The sequence below is a fragment of the Burkholderia sp. AU16482 genome (assembly GCF_002223285.1).
GTDB classification, from domain to species: Bacteria; Pseudomonadota; Gammaproteobacteria; order Burkholderiales; family Burkholderiaceae; genus Burkholderia; species Burkholderia semiarida.
Genome location: NZ_NKEY01000003.1, coordinates 1770061 through 1787924, shown reverse-complemented (window position 1 = coordinate 1787924; position 17864 = coordinate 1770061). Strand labels below are relative to the sequence as shown.

The 17864-nt window shown below is 67.5% G+C and carries 17 protein-coding genes and 1 pseudogene; 11 read left to right on the top strand and 7 right to left on the bottom strand.

Annotated elements, in window-relative coordinates:
• Positions 1 to 11 precede the first annotated feature (11 nt).
• From CFB35_RS10930 to CFB35_RS10920, 3 genes are all read right to left on the bottom strand, one after another.
• Entirely contained in the window at positions 12 to 377 is a 366-nt protein-coding gene (locus CFB35_RS10930) for a hypothetical protein (RefSeq protein ID WP_059583350.1), read from the bottom strand.
• A 148-nt stretch (positions 378 to 525) separates the two neighbouring features.
• A complete protein-coding gene (gene hslO / locus CFB35_RS10925; RefSeq protein ID WP_059583351.1) occupies positions 526 to 1476 on the bottom strand; it encodes an Hsp33 family molecular chaperone HslO in 951 nt (316 codons plus the stop codon).
• Between the two features lie 25 nt (positions 1477 to 1501).
• Entirely contained in the window at positions 1502 to 2026 is a 525-nt protein-coding gene (locus CFB35_RS10920; RefSeq protein WP_034183575.1) for a gamma carbonic anhydrase family protein, read from the bottom strand.
• Between the two features lie 145 nt (positions 2027 to 2171).
• On the opposite strand from CFB35_RS10920, the gene CFB35_RS10915 reads away from it, so the two are divergent.
• The 10 genes from CFB35_RS10915 (at position 2172) to CFB35_RS10870 (ending at position 11235) form a co-directional block, all read left to right on the top strand.
• Positions 2172 to 3029: a ferritin-like domain-containing protein gene (locus CFB35_RS10915; RefSeq protein WP_059583353.1), complete on the top strand. Its 858-nt coding sequence runs from the start codon at positions 2172 to 2174 to the stop codon at positions 3027 to 3029.
• Between the two features lie 178 nt (positions 3030 to 3207).
• The gene (locus CFB35_RS10910; RefSeq protein WP_059583355.1) at positions 3208 to 4098 is read left to right on the top strand and encodes an alpha/beta fold hydrolase; all 891 of its coding nucleotides are present in this window, start codon (positions 3208 to 3210) and stop codon (positions 4096 to 4098) included.
• 82 nt (positions 4099 to 4180) lie between these two features.
• The gene (locus CFB35_RS10905; RefSeq protein ID WP_041492088.1) at positions 4181 to 5011 is read left to right on the top strand and encodes a 3',5'-nucleoside bisphosphate phosphatase; all 831 of its coding nucleotides are present in this window, start codon (positions 4181 to 4183) and stop codon (positions 5009 to 5011) included.
• Positions 5012 to 5083: 72 nt separating this feature from the next.
• On the top strand, positions 5084 to 5716 hold the full coding sequence (locus tag CFB35_RS10900; RefSeq protein WP_059583357.1) for an L-threonylcarbamoyladenylate synthase: 633 nt from the start codon (positions 5084 to 5086) through the stop codon (positions 5714 to 5716).
• A 47-nt stretch (positions 5717 to 5763) separates the two neighbouring features.
• Positions 5764 to 6426: a site-2 protease family protein gene (locus CFB35_RS10895; RefSeq protein WP_059583358.1), complete on the top strand. Its 663-nt coding sequence runs from the start codon at positions 5764 to 5766 to the stop codon at positions 6424 to 6426.
• Between the two features lie 8 nt (positions 6427 to 6434).
• Complete coding sequence (locus tag CFB35_RS10890; protein ID WP_006487046.1) at positions 6435 to 7637, top strand: tryptophan--tRNA ligase; 1203 nt, start codon at positions 6435 to 6437, stop codon at positions 7635 to 7637.
• 8 nt (positions 7638 to 7645) lie between these two features.
• Entirely contained in the window at positions 7646 to 8248 is a 603-nt protein-coding gene (locus tag CFB35_RS10885) for a bifunctional 2-polyprenyl-6-hydroxyphenol methylase/3-demethylubiquinol 3-O-methyltransferase UbiG (protein WP_059583360.1), read from the top strand.
• 46 nt (positions 8249 to 8294) lie between these two features.
• Positions 8295 to 9197: a 4-hydroxy-tetrahydrodipicolinate synthase gene (dapA, locus tag CFB35_RS10880; RefSeq protein ID WP_059583362.1), complete on the top strand. Its 903-nt coding sequence runs from the start codon at positions 8295 to 8297 to the stop codon at positions 9195 to 9197.
• A 111-nt stretch (positions 9198 to 9308) separates the two neighbouring features.
• Positions 9309 to 10454: an outer membrane protein assembly factor BamC gene (bamC, locus tag CFB35_RS10875; protein ID WP_059583363.1), complete on the top strand. Its 1146-nt coding sequence runs from the start codon at positions 9309 to 9311 to the stop codon at positions 10452 to 10454.
• A gap of 4 nt (positions 10455 to 10458) precedes the next feature.
• Positions 10459 to 11235, top strand: coding sequence for an MBL fold metallo-hydrolase (locus CFB35_RS10870; RefSeq protein WP_059583365.1), 777 nt, complete (start codon positions 10459 to 10461; stop codon positions 11233 to 11235).
• Positions 11236 to 11542: 307 nt separating this feature from the next.
• Here the strand turns inward: CFB35_RS10870 and CFB35_RS35605 are convergent.
• Both CFB35_RS35605 and CFB35_RS10855 read right to left on the bottom strand, forming a co-directional pair.
• A pseudogene (locus tag CFB35_RS35605) lies at positions 11543 to 11789 on the bottom strand (hypothetical protein).
• 56 nt (positions 11790 to 11845) lie between these two features.
• Positions 11846 to 13066: a cupin domain-containing protein gene (locus CFB35_RS10855; RefSeq protein ID WP_059583367.1), complete on the bottom strand. Its 1221-nt coding sequence runs from the start codon at positions 13064 to 13066 to the stop codon at positions 11846 to 11848.
• Between the two features lie 32 nt (positions 13067 to 13098).
• On the opposite strand from CFB35_RS10855, the gene CFB35_RS10850 reads away from it, so the two are divergent.
• Positions 13099 to 13641: a peptidylprolyl isomerase gene (locus CFB35_RS10850; protein WP_059583368.1), complete on the top strand. Its 543-nt coding sequence runs from the start codon at positions 13099 to 13101 to the stop codon at positions 13639 to 13641.
• On the opposite strand, the gene CFB35_RS10845 is transcribed toward CFB35_RS10850, so the two are convergent.
• Entirely contained in the window at positions 13621 to 14892 is a 1272-nt protein-coding gene (locus CFB35_RS10845; protein WP_179231726.1) for a hypothetical protein, read from the bottom strand. The genes CFB35_RS10850 and CFB35_RS10845 overlap by 21 nt on opposite strands.
• Positions 14873 to 17530, bottom strand: a complete 2658-nt coding sequence (mutS, locus tag CFB35_RS10840; RefSeq protein WP_059583370.1) for a DNA mismatch repair protein MutS — start codon at positions 17528 to 17530, stop codon at positions 14873 to 14875. The genes CFB35_RS10845 and mutS overlap by 20 nt, the downstream gene beginning before the upstream one ends.
• Positions 17531 to 17864 lie beyond the last annotated feature (334 nt).

The following is a 17864-nucleotide window of genomic DNA, read 5'->3' as shown; positions in this document are numbered from 1 at the left end:
GCGATGCCTGCTCACCACCACCAGCCCGGGTAGCCGTAGCTGATGCCCGAGCCCCAGCGATTGCCCCATCCGCCGCCGTAATATCCGCCGTAGACCGTCACGGGCGGCGGCGAGTAATAAGCCCACGCGCGCGCGGCCGCTTCCGCCGCCATCGCGCTGTTCTGCTCGCGCAGGACTTGCCGATCGATCTCGTCGTAGCGCTTGCGTTCGGCGCTCGACAGCACGGGCGGCTGACCACCCGACGCGCCCGGTTCGGGCAGGCGGCTCAGGATCGTGGAAGTCGGCGGCGGCATCGCGCAGCCGGCAAGCGCGAGCGTGCCGGCGGCCATGCTCGTCAGGACGATGGTGCGGATGGCGCAAAAGGGGCGGCGATTCATGTGTTTCTCCTGCGGTGCGCCGACCGTGGAAAGCGGCTTGTGCCGAAGGCCGAACCTCCGGCGCCTGAGCCGCGCATGCGGCGCTCGTGCGTCATTATGCGCCCGTGCCGCGCCGGTGGCGGGCACGGGCGCTCGGCCCACGCGCGGCTCAGTGACGCTGGTCGGTCGCGGGCGCGATACCGGTTTCGACACCGGGCGCCGCGAACAGTTGCGCGACGTCGACCGGATCGAATTCATAGCGCTGGTTGCAGAATTCGCAGTGGATCTCGACGTGGCCGCGCTCGACGATCACGCTGTCGACTTCTTCACGACCGAGCATGCGCAGCATCGCACCGACCTTCTCGCGCGAACACGAGCACTGGAAGCGCGTGCCGGCCGGTTCGAAGTGCTGGACGTTTTCCTGCCAGAACAGCCGCCGGAACACCACTTCCGGTTCGACCTCCAGCAGTTCCTTCGCGGACAGCGTGCCGCCGAGGGTGCACACGCGTTCCCACGTGTCGATATCGGTTTCGGCGTTGCGCGGCACGATGCCGCCGTCGCCCGGCAGCTTCTGCAGCAGCATGCCGACCGCGCGGTCGCGATCGGCGGCGAGCCACAGCCGCGTGTCGAGCTGTTCCGAGTGGCGCATGTACTGCTCGAGCACTTGCGACACCGATTCGAGCGGGCCGTCGACGCCGTTCAGCGGCACGATGCCCTGATACGGCTGCTGACCCGGCAGCTTGTCGGCCGGGTCGAGCGTGATCACGCAGCGGCCGTGGCCGCTCGCGTTGACGAGCGACGCGAAGCGCGTGTCGTCGCCGATCGTCTGCGCGGCGTCACCCGAGAACTTCGCGGTCGCACGCATCGACAGATCGGACCCGCACTGGACGACCAGCATCTGGACCGGCCCGTCGCCGAAGATCTGCATGATCAGGGTGCCGTGAAATTTCAGGTTCGCCGACAGCAGCGCGCACGCGGCCATCATCTCGCCGAGCACCGTGCGCACGGGGGCAGGGTAGTCGCGGCGGGCGAGCACCTCCTGCCACGTGTTGCGCAGCGAAACGATCTCGCCGCGCACGGGCGCCGCATTGAACATGAATTTCTGTAACTGGTCGCTCACTCTTCTTCCTTGAAATCCGTGCGAATCACCCGATCCGCACGAGTTGCTCCTTGAAATGCGCGCGCCGCTCGACATACGTCTTCGCGTTTGCGCGCAGCCGCGCGATGTCTTCGGCCGACAGCTCGCGCACGACTTTCGCCGGTGCGCCGAGAATCAGCGAGTTGTCCGGGAACGTCTTGCCTTCCGTCACGACCGCGCCGGCACCAACCAGACAGTTGCGGCCGATGACCGCGCCATTCAAGACCACCGCCTGAATCCCGATCAGCGAACCTTCGCCGATCGTGCAGCCATGCAGCATCGCCTGGTGCCCGATCGTCACGTTCTCGGCGATCGTCAGCGGAAAGCCCGGGTCGGTATGCAAAACCGCGCCTTCCTGGACGTTGCTGCCGGCGCCGACCGCAATCGTCTCGTTGTCGCCGCGAATCGTCGCGCCGAACCATACGCTCGCGTTTTCCTCGAGCACGACCTTGCCGATGATGGCCGCCGTATCGGCGACGAATACGCTTTCGTGGATCGTCGGGGCCGTATCGCCCAGCTTGTAGATCGTCACGGAGTCTCCTTGGTGATCTTCGATGACGGGCGCCGGTAGAATGGCGCGTCCGGTTTGCCCGGCGCCTGGCGCCGCGGAACAAACGCATATTGTAAACCGTCGCGTGCCTGTGCTCCCACGCCGCGTACGCAAGGTGTCCCTGTTTATGAGCATCGCGTCTTCTTCTTTCGGCACGGCGCCCGCCTGCGTGCGCAGCGTGGCGCTCGATGCGCTGCGAGCTGCCGAGCCGGCGGCGAAAGCCGCGCAGGTACGCGCGCTGCACGATGCGCTGCGGGCCGGGCAGGCCGCGATCGTGCCGTTGCTTCAACTGCGCGAACCGGCCGATCTGCCCGGGCGCCCGGCGCGGCCGCCGCTCGTCGAGCCGCGCGAGTTGCAGCGGCGCAGCATGCGATCGCCCGAAGGGCGCGCCGTGCTGCTGCACGCGCTCGCCCATATCGAGTTCAATGCGATCAACCTGGCGCTCGACGCGGTCTGGCGCTTCGCGGGCATGCCCGACGCGTTCTACGAGGACTGGCTGAAGGTCGCGGCCGAGGAGGCCTATCACTTCACGCTGCTGTCCGATCGTCTCGCGGCATTCGGGCATGCATACGGCGATTTTCCCGCGCACAACGGGCTGTGGGAGATGTGCGAGCGGACCAAGGGCGACGTGCTGGCGCGCATGGCGCTCGTGCCGCGCACGCTCGAGGCCCGCGGGCTCGACGCGTCGCCGCCGATCCGCGCGCGGCTCGTGCAGGCGGGCGACGATGCGTCGGCCGCGATCCTCGACGTGATTCTGCGCGACGAAATCGGCCATGTCGCGATCGGCAACCGCTGGTTCCGCCATCTGTGCGACGCAGCCGGGCGCGACCCCGTGCCGACCTATCGGCAGCTCGCCGAGCAGTACCACGCGCCGCGGCTGCGTGGCCCGTTCAATTTCGATGCGCGGCGCGATGCCGGCTTCGAGCAGGCCGAACTCGACGAACTGGCCGCGCAGGACGCGGCGGACGGGCGCACCGCGCATTAGCCGGATCGCGTTCGGCCGCGTCCGGGTGGTCGTGGGCCGGCTCGCGCGTCTCGCCGATGGTGTCTGCCGGCCGGCCCTCGAACGACCTCGCCGCTAGAGCGGCACCTCGATTGCCGGCCGCCGGAACCGGGGCGTCGCCGCTATAATCGAACGACCATTCTTTTTTTTGGCGGCTGCGATGAGTGCCTCGAGTTCTGTTTCCGATTTCGTCACGGTGCGCGGCGTCCGGCTGCATGTGCGGCGCTGGGGCCGGCCCGACGCGCCGACGCTGTTCATGTTGCACGGCTGGATGGACGTCGCGGCGTCGTTCCAGTTCGTCGTCGATGCGCTCGCCGGCGACTGGCAGGTGATCGCGCCCGACGCGCGCGGCTTCGGGCTGTCCGACTGGCCGGTCGCGAGGCAGGGCGGCGGTCACTACTGGTTCCACGAATACCTGGGCGACCTCGATGCGCTCGTCGACCGCTACGCACCGACCGGCGAGATCAACCTGGTCGGACACAGCATGGGCGCGAACGTCGTGTGCCTGTATGCCGGCGCGCGGCCGGAACGCGTGCGGCGCGTCGTCGACCTCGAAGGTTTCGGGCTCGCGCCGGCGCGAGCCGACCAGGCGCCGCGCCGGCTGCGCGGCTGGCTCGACGAACTGCGCGAGCCGCCCGCGCTGCGGCCGTACGCATCGCTCGACGACGTGGCGGCGCGCCTGATCAAGACCAATCCGCGGCTCGACCCGCGCCGCGCCGCGTTTCTGGCCGCCCACTGGTCGAAACGCGGCGACGACGGCCTCTACCATCTGCTGGCGGACCCGGCGCACAAGATGCCGGGCCCGCTGCTGTACCGGCTCGACGAAGTCATGGCCATCTGGAAGCAGGTGCGTGCGAAGGTGCTGCACGTCGAGGCCGTCAATTCGCCGACGCTTGCGCACCTTGCCGGCGACATCCCGTTGCCCGAATTCAAGGCGCGCTTCAATGCATTCCCCGACTGGCGCGAGAAGCTCGTCGAGGATGCCGGCCACATGGTGCATCACGACCAGCCCGAGCAGATCGCGGCGCTGATCGAGGCGTTCTGCGCATAGGCGCGTGGCGCCGGCGGCAGGGCACGCGGGCGGCGCAATTGCGGCGTTGCAGTAGAATGAGGCCTTACCTGCGATGCTGATAATGAACGCCGATCTCCACTGCCATTCCAATGTTTCCGACGGGTTGCTGTCGCCTGCCGACGTCGCGCGCCGCGCGCATGCGGGCGGCGTGACCCTGTGGGCGCTGACCGACCACGACGAGATCGGCGGCCAGGCGGCGGCGCGCAGCGAGGCGGAAGCGCTCGGCATGCGCTACCTGAGCGGCGTCGAGATTTCGGTCACGTGGGCGTCGCGCACCGTGCACATCGTCGGTCTGAACATCGATCCCGCCCATCCGGCGCTGGTCGACGGCCTGTACCGCACGCGCCACGGCCGCGCGGCGCGCGCGCTGGCGATCGCGGAGCAGCTCGCGACGCTCGGCATTCCCGGCGCCTACGAAGGCGCGCTGAAATACGTGTCCAATCCCGACCTGATCTCGCGCACGCACTTCGCCCGCTTTCTCGTCGAAAACGGCCATGCCGAGTCGACGTCCGACGTGTTCGACCGCCTGCTGGGCGACGGCAAGCCCGGCTTCGTCCCGCATCGCTGGGCGTCGCTGTCCGACGCGGTCGGCTGGATCCGCGCGGCAGGCGGCGAAGCGGTGGTCGCGCATCCGGGCCGCTATCGCTATACGCCGGTCGAATTCGACGCGTTCTTCGGCGAGTTCATCGATCTCGGCGGCCGCGCGATCGAGGTCATCACGGGCAGCCACACGCCCGACCAGTACCGCGAATACGCGGACGTCGCGCGCCGCTTCGGCTTCGAAGTATCGCGCGGCTCGGATTTCCATGCGCCGGGCGAGGGCCGCATCGAGCTCGGCAGCCTGCCGCCGCTGCCGCCCGACCTGACGCCGGTCTGGGAGCGCTGGCTCTGACGCCGGGCGGCTTCGGGCCGCCCGTGTCGCCGCCGTTGCGCGCATCCGACTTCTCCCTCTTTACGTGTCCCCATGTCCCAGTTCTTCAGGATTCATCCGGATAATCCGCAGCCGCGCCTGATCAAGCAGGCGGTGGAGATCGTCAGCAAGGGCGGCGTGATCGCGATGCCCACCGATTCGAGCTATGCGCTCGCGTGCCATCTCGACGACAAGGACGCGGTCGAGCGCGTGCGCCGGATTCGCGGCCTCGACGAAAAGCAGCATCTGTCGCTGCTCGTGCGCGACCTGTCGGAGCTCGCCAATTTCGCGATGGTCGACAACCGCCAGTACCGGCAGATCAAGTCGGTGACGCCGGGCCCGTACGTGTTCATCCTGCAGGCGACGAAGGAAGTGCCGCGCCGGCTGTCGCACCCGTCGCGCAAGACGATCGGGCTGCGCGTGCCCGATCACGCGATCACGCTCGCGCTGCTGGAGTCGCTCGGCCAGCCGCTGCTCGGCACGACGCTGATCCTGCCGCCGGACGACGAACCGCTGAACGATCCCGAGGAAATCCGCACGCGGCTCGAGAAACAGGTCGACCTCGTGATCGACGGCGGCGCGTGCCCGCGCGAGCCGTCGACGGTGATCGACCTGACCGGCGATGCGCCCGAACTCATCCGCGCGGGGCGCGGCTCCCTCGAACCCTTCGGGCTCTCGGCCGCATGACGCGCCGTGCCATTTTTGCGCGAGTGCGCTTGTTACAATAACGCGATATGGATGCTTCCCTGATACAGACCATCGCCGTCTACGCGCTACCCGTGATCTTCGCGATCACGCTGCACGAGGCCGCGCATGGCTATGCCGCGCGTCTGCTCGGCGACAATACCGCCTATGCGATGGGGCGCGTGTCGTTCAATCCGATGCGTCACATCGATCCGCTCGGCACGATCGCCATTCCGCTCGCGATGTACTTCCTCACCGGCGGCGCGTTCCTGTTCGGCTATGCGAAGCCGGTGCCGGTGTCGTTCGGCAACCTGCGCAATCCGCGCTGGGGCAGCCTGTGGGTCGCCCTCGCGGGCCCGGCCTGCAACTTCGTGCAGGCGCTCGTCTGGGGCGTGCTGACCCTCGTGCTGCCGGCCGTCGGCGTCGACGAGCCGTTCTTCACGCGCATGGCGTTGGCCGGCGTCAGCGCGAACCTCGTGCTCGGCGTGCTGAACCTCTTTCCGCTGCCGCCGCTCGACGGCGGCCGCATCCTGGCGGCGCTGCTGCCGACCAGGCAATCGATCGCGCTGTCGCGCATCGAGCCGTACGGTTTCATCATCGTCCTCGTGCTCGTCACGACGGGCGTGCTGACGAACTTCTGGCTGCGTCCGCTCGTCAATGTCGGCTATGCCGTGCTGAGCGCCATCCTGTCTCCCTTCGCCTCGCTTTTCTAACGACAATCATGTTCCCAGAACGTATTTTCTCCGGCATGCGACCCACCGGATCGCTGCACCTCGGTCATTACCACGGCGTGCTGAAAAACTGGGTGAAGCTGCAGTCCGAGTACCCGTGCTTCTTCTGCGTCGTCGACTGGCATGCGCTGACGACGCACTACGAGACGCCCGAGGTCATCGAGAAGAACGTATGGGACGTGCTGATCGACTGGCTCGCGTCCGGCATCGATCCGGCGCAGGCGACGCTGTTCATCCAGAGCAAGGTGCCCGAGCACGCGGAACTCGCGCTGCTGCTCGGCATGAGCACGCCGCTCGGCTGGCTCGAACGCGTGCCGACCTACAAGGAGCAGATGGAGAAGCTGAAGGACAAGGACCTGTCCACCTACGGCTTCCTCGGCTACCCGGTGCTGATGGCCGCCGACATCCTGCTGTATCGCGGCTCGCTCGTGCCGGTCGGCGAGGATCAGGTGCCGCACGTCGAGATGACGCGCGAGATCGCGCGCCGCTTCAACTACCTGTACGGCCGCGAGCCCGGTTTCGAGGAGAAGGCGCTCGAAGCCGCGAAGAAGCTCGGCGGCAAGCGCGCGAAGCTCTATCACGAGCTGCGCAACGCGTATCAGCAGGAAGGCGACGACGAGGCGCTCGAACAGGCGCGCGCGATGCTGCAGGAATCGCAAAGCCTGTCGATGAGCGATCGCGAGCGCCTGTTCGGCTATCTCGAAGGCGCGCGCAAGATCATCCTGGTCGAGCCGCAGGCGCTGCTGACCGAGGCGTCGCGGATGCCGGGCCTCGACGGGCAGAAGATGTCGAAGTCGTACGGCAACACGATCGGCCTGCGCGAAGACGCCGAGACGATCACGAAGAAGGTCCGCACGATGCCGACCGATCCCGCGCGCGTGCGCCGCACCGATCCGGGCGATCCCGACAAGTGCCCGGTGTGGCAGCTTCACCAGGTCTACACGGACGAAGCGACGCACGAGTGGGTGCAGAAGGGCTGCCGCTCGGCGGGCATCGGCTGTCTCGACTGCAAGCAGCCGGTCGTCGAGGGCATCCTGCGCGAACAGCAGCCGATGCTCGAGCGCGCGCAGAAGTACATGGACGACCCGTCGCTGCTGCGTGCGATCGTCGCGGACGGTTGCGACAAGGCGCGCAAGTACGCGACGGAAACGATGCGCGACGTGCGCGACGCGATGGGCCTGTCGTACAACTGATCCGGCGCATGAGCGAATCCGTCATCGCCGCCGCGGGCGGCCACGTCGGCCAGGCCGAGCCGTCGCGGTGGGTCGCGCAATGGGCGCGGCTCGTGCCGGCCGGCGGTGCGGTGCTCGACGTTGCCGCCGGCGGCGGCCGCCATGCACGCTGGTTCGCGTCGCGCGGCCATCCGGTCGTCGCGCTCGACCGCGATCCGGTCGCACTGGCCGCGTTGCGCGCGATTGCCGGCGTCGACGCCCGCGTGGCCGATCTCGAAGGCGCGCCATGGCCGCTGTCGGCCGACGAGCGGTTCGCGGCCGTGATCGTTACGAACTATCTGCATCGCCCGCTCTGGCCCCATCTATTCGATGCCGTGGCGCCGGGCGGTGTGCTGGTCTACGAAACCTTCGCGCAAGGAAACGAAACGGTCGGGAAGCCGTCCAACCCCGCGTTCCTGCTCGCTCCGGGCGAGTTGCTGGACGCCGTGCGCGGGCACCTGCGGGTGGTCGCATACGAGGACGGTTTCGTCGCCGCGCCGCGCGAGGCGTTCGTCCAGCGTCTTTGCGCGGTGCGCGAGGGCGCGACCCCGAAGGCGGGGGCGGGAATTCCACGTTACGAACTGCCCGGCTAATCCGCTACAATCTCAACGTTTACCGGTACACAATCAATCGCGTTTCATGGCTAACGGCACCCAAGACGGCATTCAAATCCGCGGCAGCATCCCCGCGATCGTCACCCCGATGCTCGAAGACGGCAGTCTCGACCTGCCGGCGTTTCGCAAACTGATCGACTGGCACATCGCGGAAGGCACCGATGCGCTCGTCGTCGTCGGTACGAGCGGCGAGTCGGCAACGCTCAACGTCGAAGAGCACATCCTGATGATCCGCACGGCGGTCGAGCATGCGGCGAAACGCATCCCGATCATCGCGGGCGCGGGCGGCAATTCGACCGCCGAGGCGATCGAGCTGACGAAGCACGCGAAGGCCGTCGGCGCGGACGCGACGCTGCAGGTCGTGCCGTACTACAACAAGCCGACGCAGGAAGGCATGTACCGCCACTTCCGGACGATCGCCGAAGCGGTCGACCTGCCGGTGATCCTGTACAACGTGCCGGGCCGGACGGTCGCGGACATGGCGCACGAGACGACGCTGCGCCTCGCGGAAGTCCCGGGCATCATCGGCGTGAAGGAAGCGACCGGCAACATCGATCGCGCCGCGCACCTGATCAAGGCCGCGCCGAAGCATTTCGCGATCTACAGCGGCGACGATCCGACCGCGATCGCGCTGATGCTGCTCGGCGGCCACGGCAACATCTCTGTGACCGCGAACGTCGCGCCGCGCGCGATGAGCGAGCTGTGCCGCGCGGCGCTGGCCGGCGACGTGCAGACGGCCCGCACGCTGCACATGAAGCTGCTGTCGCTGCACAAGAACCTGTTCATCGAAGCGAACCCGATCCCGGTGAAGTGGGCGCTGCAGGCGATGGGCAAGATGCAGGGCGGTATCCGGCTGCCGCTCACGGCGCTCGACGAGCGCTGCCACGATGCCGTGCGTTCGGCCCTCGTCGAGGCCGGCGTTCTCTGATGGCAAGGCGGCCGCGTCCTGCGGCCGCCGGCTCGACCCCTGATCAACCCGCACCGGCCGGCTCCGTCCGGCGCCGCTCCTGACGAGCGTTCTAGCAAGACGAAGGATTTCATGAAACGTTTCGCCTTTTCCTCTCGCGCCATCCAGTTGTCGGTGGTGGCGCTGGCGCTGGGCGCGCTCGCTGGCTGCGATACGCTGAACGATTACCTGGCCCCCGACCGGGTCAACTACAAGAACACCGGTTCGGCGCCGCCGCTCGCGGTGCCGAGCGACCTGAAGCCGGTGCCGACGACGCAGCAGTTCGTCGCGCCGCCGACCAACGCCGGGCTCGGCACGCTGCCGCCGCGGGCCACGACGAAGGCCGGCAACGCGACCGACGGCATCCCGAGCGCGCAGGATCCGCTCGGCATGCACATCGAGCGCGACGGCGACCGCCGCTGGCTCGTCGTCGACGGCCGCACGCCCGAGCAGCTGTGGCCGATCCTGAAGGAGTTCTGGCAGGAGAACGGCTTCTCGCTGAAGACCGATGCGCCGTCGACGGGCATCATGGCCACCGACTGGGCCGAGAACCGCGCGAACATTCCGGACGACTGGTTCCGCCGCACGATCGGCAAGGTCATCGATTTCGCGTATTCGTCGGGTACGCGCGACCGCTTCCGCACGCTCGTGAACCGCACGCCGGACGGCAACACCGACATCTCGATCACGCACAGCGCGATGGAAGAAATGATGGTCGGCCCGCAGGGCGGCACGTCGTCGCGCTGGGAAGAGCGGCCGCGCAACCCGGTGCTCGAAGCCGTGTTCCTGTCGAAGCTGATGCAGAAGTTCGGGCTGACCGACGCGCAGGCAAAGCAGTTGCTGACCGATGCGCGCCCCGCGACGGCGCCGGCGCAGGTCAGCGACACGAGCGGCGGCGCGGCGACACTGCAACTGGCCGAGTCGTTCGATCGCGCGTGGCTGCGCGTGGGCCTCGCGCTCGACCGGACCAACTTCACGGTCGACAATCGCGACCGCGAGAAGGGCGTGTACACCGTGCGCTATGCGAATTCGATGGAAGAGCTCAAGCGTGACGGCCTGTTCGGCAAGCTGTTCTACGGCGGCCCGTCGGCGGCGAAGCCGGGCAAGGAGTTCCTCGTCAACGTGCGCGCGCAAGGCACCGGCGGCACGCAGGTCGCGGTGATCGGCGCGAATGGCCAGATCGACAACTCGTCGGACGCGCAGCGGATCATCTCGCTGCTGCACGCGCAACTGAACTGAACGCGTGCGATTCGCCAGCCTCGGAAGCGGCAGCGAAGGCAACGCGCTGGTCGTCGAGGCCTCGAGCGGCACGACGACCACCCGCGTGCTGCTCGACTGCGGCTTTTCCGCCAAGGAGGTCGAGCGCCGGCTCGGCCGACTGAATCTCTGCATCGCCGATCTCGATGCGATCCTCATTACCCACGAACACAGCGACCACGTCGGCAGCGCGCTGACGCTCGCGCGCCGCGCGTCGCTGCCGCTCTACATGAGCTGGGGCACCGCGCGCGCGGTCGGCGCGGACGAGGCCGATGTCGATCTGCACGTGCTGTGGGGCGACGAGACGGCCGCGATACGCGATCTGGCCGTGATGCCCTATACGGTTCCCCACGATGCGCGGGAACCGCTCCAGTTCGTGTTCATGGACGGAAGCCGCCGGCTCGGCGTGCTGACGGACGTCGGGATGGCCACGCCGCACATCACGGCCGTTTTGAGCGGCTGTGACGCGCTCGTCCTCGAATCCAACCACGATACCGCGATGCTGGCCGCCAGCCGCTATCCGCAGTCGCTGAAGGCGCGGATCGGCGGCAACCACGGCCACCTGAGCAACGACGCGGCGGCCGACATCCTCGCGTCGCTCGAACGCAGCCGTCTCCAGCACCTGGTCGCGGCCCATCTGAGCCAGCAGAACAATCTGCCGGAACTGGCTCGCCAGGCGTTTGGCGGCGTGCTCGGGACGGACGGGGAAGACGTGATCGTGGCCTCGCAGGACGCGGGCTTCGACTGGCTGACGCTCGGATGAGCAGGGCGGGGCCGCCGCGGCGGCCCGAAGCGACTGCCGGGCGCTCGATTCGAAAGCGGCAGACGTAAAAAAACCGGCCCTCGGGCCGGTTTTTTTTCAGCTGACGCTGAAGGCTTACTGGCTTGCGCCCGAAGCCGGAGCAGCCGTCGCTGCCGAAGCAGCCGACGCCACTGCAGCAGCAGCGTCGCTCGCAGCAGCCGTTGCCGACGAAGCAGCAGCCGAAGCGTCGCTCGCAGCACCAGCAACTGCCGAAGCAGCCGACGAAGCAGCAGCAGCCGCGTCGCTTGCAGCCGACGAAGCAGCTTGATCAGCGCTCTTGTTGCAAGCAGCCAGTGCAACAGCAGCCAACAGGGAAGCTACGAGGAGGGATTTCTTCATGATCACGTCCTTTTATGGTTAAAGGTAAGCAACAGCGCGAAACAATACCGGTAATGTGCTCCAACACCGACCTGGGCCGCTGGTGGAGATGCACTTCTTAGAGCGTGAATCTTCCCTACGGCTTGGGCGGAAATTATATGCACTTTCCTATCGACCGTCGACAAATGCGGGGTCAATACGTTGTCTTTCCCATACAGAATTTGATCTGTACGGGCATACGGGGCGACTCACACTAATTCCGGCATCCGACCCGTATCCAGCCCGCACGATACCACTCGTGCAACAAGGCTGTCATCGAGGGAACCCGGGATAGTGTTACAAACCGTTTCGCCTCCATCTGGCGTTGATTGGCCAGTTCGGGCAGCCATTCATCGGCTTGCTCGAGTGGCCCTTCCTCGCCATTAATGAAGTACGAGCGCGCGTTATACATCAATGCGGCCCTTCTGTCGAGACGCACGCCGCGGCGTGACGCCTGCGCGACGAACGCCGCCTCGGACAGCGGGCGCTCGGGCGGGTCGAAAACGACGTTCGATTTGGGCTCGCTCAGGTAGCAGCCGAGGAATTCGGCGACGTCGCGCTTGCGCCAGCGGATCGCGTCGACGATCTCGGCGACACGTTCGACCATGGCCGGCGGCAGTTGCGCGGGCGCATCGACGGCCGGCTGCTTCGGATCGCGGTAGAGATCGTCGCCGCCCGCGTCGCGCAGGCCGCCGCGCTCCGCGAGGTAGTACAGGAACTGGGCGCGCAGCTCGCCCGCGGACGGGGCCCGGAAGCCGATCGAGCAGGTCATGCACTCGCCCTCGGCGACGCCGTCATGCGCGATGTGCGGCGGCAAATACAGCATGTCGCCGGGCTCCAGCACCCATTCGTCGCTCGGCTCGAAGTTTTCGAGAATCTTCAGCGGCACGTCCGGCTGCAGCGACAGATCCTTCTGCGCGCCGACCCGCCAGCGGCGCCGGCCCTCGACCTGCAGCAGGAATACGTCATACGAATCGAAATGCGGGCCGACGCCGCCGCCGTCCGTCGCATACGAGATCATCAGGTCGTCCAGCCGCGCGTCGGGGATGAAGCGGAAGCGGTCGAGCAGCGCGCGCGCCGCGTCGACGTGCAGATCGAGCCCCTGCACGAGCAGGGTCCAGGATTTGCGCGTAACGGCGGGCAGCGCGTCGGGTTCGAACGGGCCGTGCGCCAGTTGCCACTTGTTACGAAAATGGGTGATCAATCGCGATTCCGCGTCATAGTCGGCGGCGAGCTCGAACAATGCATCGCGCGTGACCGGCGACGCGACGCCGGGAATCGCCTGGCGGATCAACAGCGGCTTCTTTTGCCAGTAGCCGCGCATGAATTGCGCCGGCGTAAGGCCGCCGAGCAGCGGCGTGGGAAGATCGGGGGGCGGCGCGCCGAGCGGGGCGGCAGCGGCTTGCCGCGGTTCGGCTTGAGACCGGTTGCGCATCGTATAATGAGACTTGTATTTGGGAGAATTGGATGAAAATCGCAAAAAACACCGTCGTGTCGGTCACTTACAAGCTGTCGGACACACAGGGCAACCTGATCGAGGAAAGCGACGAGCCGATGGTCTATCTGCACGGCGGCTATGATGGCACGTTCCCCAAGATCGAGGAACAGCTCGACGGCCACGAGGCTGGCTACCAGGCGCAGATCCAGCTCGAGCCGCAGGACGCGTTCGGCGACTACGATCCCGAACTCGTGAAGATCGAGCCGCGCGACCGTTTTCCCGAGCCGCTCGAAGTGGGCATGCAGTTCGAAGGCACGCCGGAAGACGGTGACGAGGAAGTCGACTCGCTGATCTATACGGTCACCGATATCGCCGAAGACAAGGTCGTGCTCGACGGCAACCACCCGCTGGCGGGCATGGCGCTGCGTTTCGCGCTGACCGTGAAGGACGTGCGCGAAGCCACCGAAGACGAAATCGAGCACGAGCACGCGCATGGCGCGGAAGGGCTCGAGATCGTCGACGAGGACGACGACGAAGACGGCGAAGCGCCGTCAGGGCGCACCCTGCACTGAGCTTGCCGGCAGGCCCGGCACCGGCCCCGATGCAGGGGGCGGTGCCAGCCACGACGCGCCGCCCGGTGCGGCGCCGTCGCCCTGCAACGGCGGCGCGACCGACGACGCATCGGGCAGCGCGGGCAGCGCGGGGATTTCCGGCATCTGCGGCAGCGGCACGTCGTCGCGCGGCACGAGCGGCAGCGTGGGCGGCACCGGCAGGTTCTTCGGTACTTCCTGCAGGCTCACGTTGAAGATCGTCTGCCGTGCCGGCGATACGCTTACCTTCACCCACTGATTCGCCGGATGGCGCGGTCCGATCGTGACGCGCGTCACGTTTCCTACCAGCTCACCGTCGTCGCCATGCAGCGGACGGTCGATCAGAAAGCCGTTCGCCAGCGGTTCGCCGCTCGCGTGCACCACCAGTATCGGGCCTCGGAACGTCGCCGCGGCCTTCACCAGCGTTCGTTTCAGCTCGCGGAAGCCGTCGCGTACGCGCGGCCGGTTGAAGCGCAGCCACGCGAAGCGCTCCGAGCGTTCATAGCGTTCGAACTGCGGATCGCCTTCGAAAATCACGACCATCGCGCGCGCTTCGCGCCGCTTCGCATACTCGGCCGCGTGGTCGATCCAGAAGCTGTTCGCGATCACGCGGTCCTCGAATTCGCCGTTGCGGCCGCCCGCCGTCAAATAATGGTTGTTCGGCGCCGGCACGTTGAGCGCGACGTAGACGATGTCGTCGCGCATCCAGCGGGCGTTCTCGCGATACGGCCGGAACCGTGCGACTTCGCTCTCCCGCGTAATCTGCAGCGCACGCGGGTCGGGCAGAGCAGAATCGGCGAGCAGCGTCTGCCGCAGGAAATCGAGCCGCTCGACCGGGTCGTAGCCGCCTCCCGCCGCGGTGTTGCAGGCGATCCAGTCGTCGTGGCCGGGAATGAACACGAGCGGCACGCGCGCCGAATCCAGGATCGCGCCGCGCTGCGAATACAGCGTGTCGCGGCATGCTTCCTTCGAGCCTTTGAGATCGCCCGCATAGACGACGAACGCGAGGTTGCGCTCCCGTGCGATCGCATCGAGCAGCCGCTGCGCGGCCGGTTCGTCCGCCGGGGCGTTGATGACGCCCGACACGACCGCGAACGAATAGGGCGCGGCGCTGCGCTTGGGCGGCGCGGCCAGCGCACCGGCCTGCGCGAACGCAACAACCGCCGCGACGAGCGCGGCGGCGGCGCGGGCCGGCAGGCCCCGCGCAATGCGCTTACGCGTGCCCGTCGGCATCGTGCGACCGGACCAGCGTGCGCAGTTCGTACAGCAGATCGAGCGCCTCGCGCGGCTTGAGATCGTCGGGATCGATGTCGCGCAGTTTTTCGAGCGCCGGATGCGGCGTGTCGGGCAGCGCCGGCGCATCCGCGCATTCGAGATCGTCGACGGCCGCCGGCGGCGCGCTGAAGAGATCGAGTTGCGGCGTGTGCTGGGAGGCCGACTGCTGTTCGAGATACGCGAGGTGCTTGCGTGCGGCGCGGATCACCGGCGCCGGGACGCCCGCGAGCTGCGCGACCTGAAGACCGTAGCTCTGGTTCGCCGGGCCTTCGTTGACCGCGTGCAGGAACACGATGCCGTGGCCGTGCTCGACCGCCGACAGATGGACGTTCGCTGCTTGCGGGAATTCGGCCGGCAGTTGCGTCAGCTCGAAGTAGTGCGTCGCGAACAGCGTGTAGCACGCGTTGTGCGCCAGCAGGTGGCGCGCGATGGCCCAGGCGAGCGCGAGGCCGTCGAAGGTCGACGTGCCGCGGCCGATCTCGTCCATCAGCACCAGGCTTTGCGGCGTCGCGTCGTTGAGAATCGCCGCGGCCTCGGTCATCTCGACCATGAAGGTCGAGCGGCCGCCCGCGAGATCGTCGGCTGCGCCGATGCGCGTGAAGATCCGGTCGATCGGGCCGAAGCACGCCGACTTCGCCGGCACGTAGCTGCCGACGTACGCCATCAGCGCGATCAGTGCGGTCTGCCGCATGAACGTCGACTTACCGCCCATGTTCGGCCCGGTGATCAACAGCAGCTTGCGCTCGGGGCCGAACCGGCAGTCGTTCGCGATGAACTGCTCGACCTGCGCTTCGACGACCGGATGGCGCCCCTGTTCGATTTCGATGCCGATCTCGTCGGTGAAGGTGGGCGCGACCCAGTCGAGCGCGCGTGCACGTTCGGCGAAGGCGGCGAGCAGGTCGAGCTCGGCGAGGGCCGAGGCGACGCGCTGGCATTCGGGGATGAACGGCAGCAGCGCCTGCAGCACCGAGTCGTACAGCGCGCGCTCGCGCGCCAATGCGCGCTCCTGCGCGGACAGCGCCTTATCCTCGAAGGTCTTCAGTTCCGGCGTGATGTAGCGCTCGGCGTTCTTCAGCGTCTGGCGACGGCGGTAGTCGTCGGGCACCTTGTCGGTCTGGCCGCGCGTGACCTCGATGTAGAAGCCGTGCACCTTGTTGTATTCGACGCGCAGGTTCGCGATGCCGGTGCGCGCGCGCTCGCGCGCTTCGAGGTCGATCAGGAACTGCCCGCAGTTCTCCGAAATGTCGCGCAGCTCGTCGAGCTCGGCATCGTAGCCGCGCGCGATCACGCCGCCGTCGCGCACCATCGCGGCCGGCTCGGTGGCGATCGCGCTCGTCAGCAGGTCGAGGCATTCGGCGGGCGGCGCGAGCGCCGCGTCGACGCGCGCGAGCGCATCCGCGTTCGCGACGATCGCGCCGATGCGCTCGCGCAGCGCCGGCAGCGCGGCGAACGTGTCGCGCAGGCTCGACAGGTCGCGCGGGCGCGCGGACAGCAGCGCGAGCCGCCCGGTGATCCGTTCGACGTCGGCGATCTGGCGCAGTGCGCTGCGCAGCGCATCGAGGCTCGCGCTGGCCGGCGCATCGAGCAGCGCGCCGATTGCCTGCTGGCGCGACTGCGCGGCGACCGATGCGCGCGGCGGATGATGCAGCCAGTGACGCAGCAGGCGGCTGCCCATCGTCGTGCAGCAGGTGTCGAGCAGCGAATACAGCGTGGGCGACTCGGTGCCGCGCAGCGTCTCGGTCAGTTCGAGATTGCGGCGCGTGGCCGGATCGAGCCCGATGTATTCGGTTTCGTTCTCGACCTTCAGGCTGCGCACGTGCCGCAGTTGCTGGCCTTGCGTGGCCGCGGCATAAAGCAGCAGCGCGCCGGCCGCGCCGCACGCACTCGTCAGCGAATGCGCGCCGAAACCGTCGAGGCTCGCGACGTCGAGCTGGTCGCACAGACGCTGCGTGCCCGATGCGATGTCGAAGTGCCAGGCCGGCACGCGCTTGGTTGCGCCCGCGCCGGCGGGAATGGCGTCGGTTGCCCCGTCAGGCGTCAGGATTTCGGCCGGCCGGATGCGTTCGAGCGCGGCGGCGAGCTGCTCGGGCTCGATTTCGGCGAGCCGCAGCGCACCGCTCGCGAGGTTCAGCCACGCGAGGCCGATGTTGACCGCGACGCCGCGCTTGTTGTGGCCGGTGCACATCGCGAGCAGGTAGACGTCGTTCTTGTCGGACAGCAGCGCGGCATCGGTCAGCGTGCCGGGCGTGACGACGCGCACGACCTTGCGCTCCACCGGGCCCTTCGACGTGGCCGGATCGCCGATCTGCTCGCAGATCGCGACCGATTCGCCCATCTTCACGAGCTTCGCCAGATATTGCTCGACCGCGTGATGCGGGACGCCGGCCATCTTGATCGGCGTGCCGGCCGACGCGCCGCGCTGCGTGAGGGTCAGGTCGAGCAGGCGTGCCGCTTTTTCCGCATCCTCGAAGAACAGCTCGTAGAAGTCGCCCATCCGGTAGAAGACGAGCGTGTCCGGATGATCGGCCTTGATGCGCAGGTACTGCTGCATCATTGGAGTGTGGCCTGCGAAGGCTTCGGGCGACAGCGTGGTCATAGGTCAGGCATGAAGTTGTTGCTTGGGTTGCCCGAGTTTACCAGTGGCTTCGACGTGAACGCGCGAAGTTGGCCGTTTGGCCAGCTGTAGGGGGACTCGGCAGCGTCAGGGGCCTGTCCTGCCTCACGCGCGTAGCGCTGCGGGCACAACCCGCCACATAGTGCTAACCCCGACACGCCAGTTGCGGTCGACAGTCTAGATTGTGACTGTAGGGGTTCATTGATCGAGCATCGGACGTTCTGTCCATTTCCTCGATATGTCGACCGGAGACCGCTACGTGAACGAATCGATCTACCGCGTCATTTTCGGCTTTGTCGTGATCTGCTGACCGTGA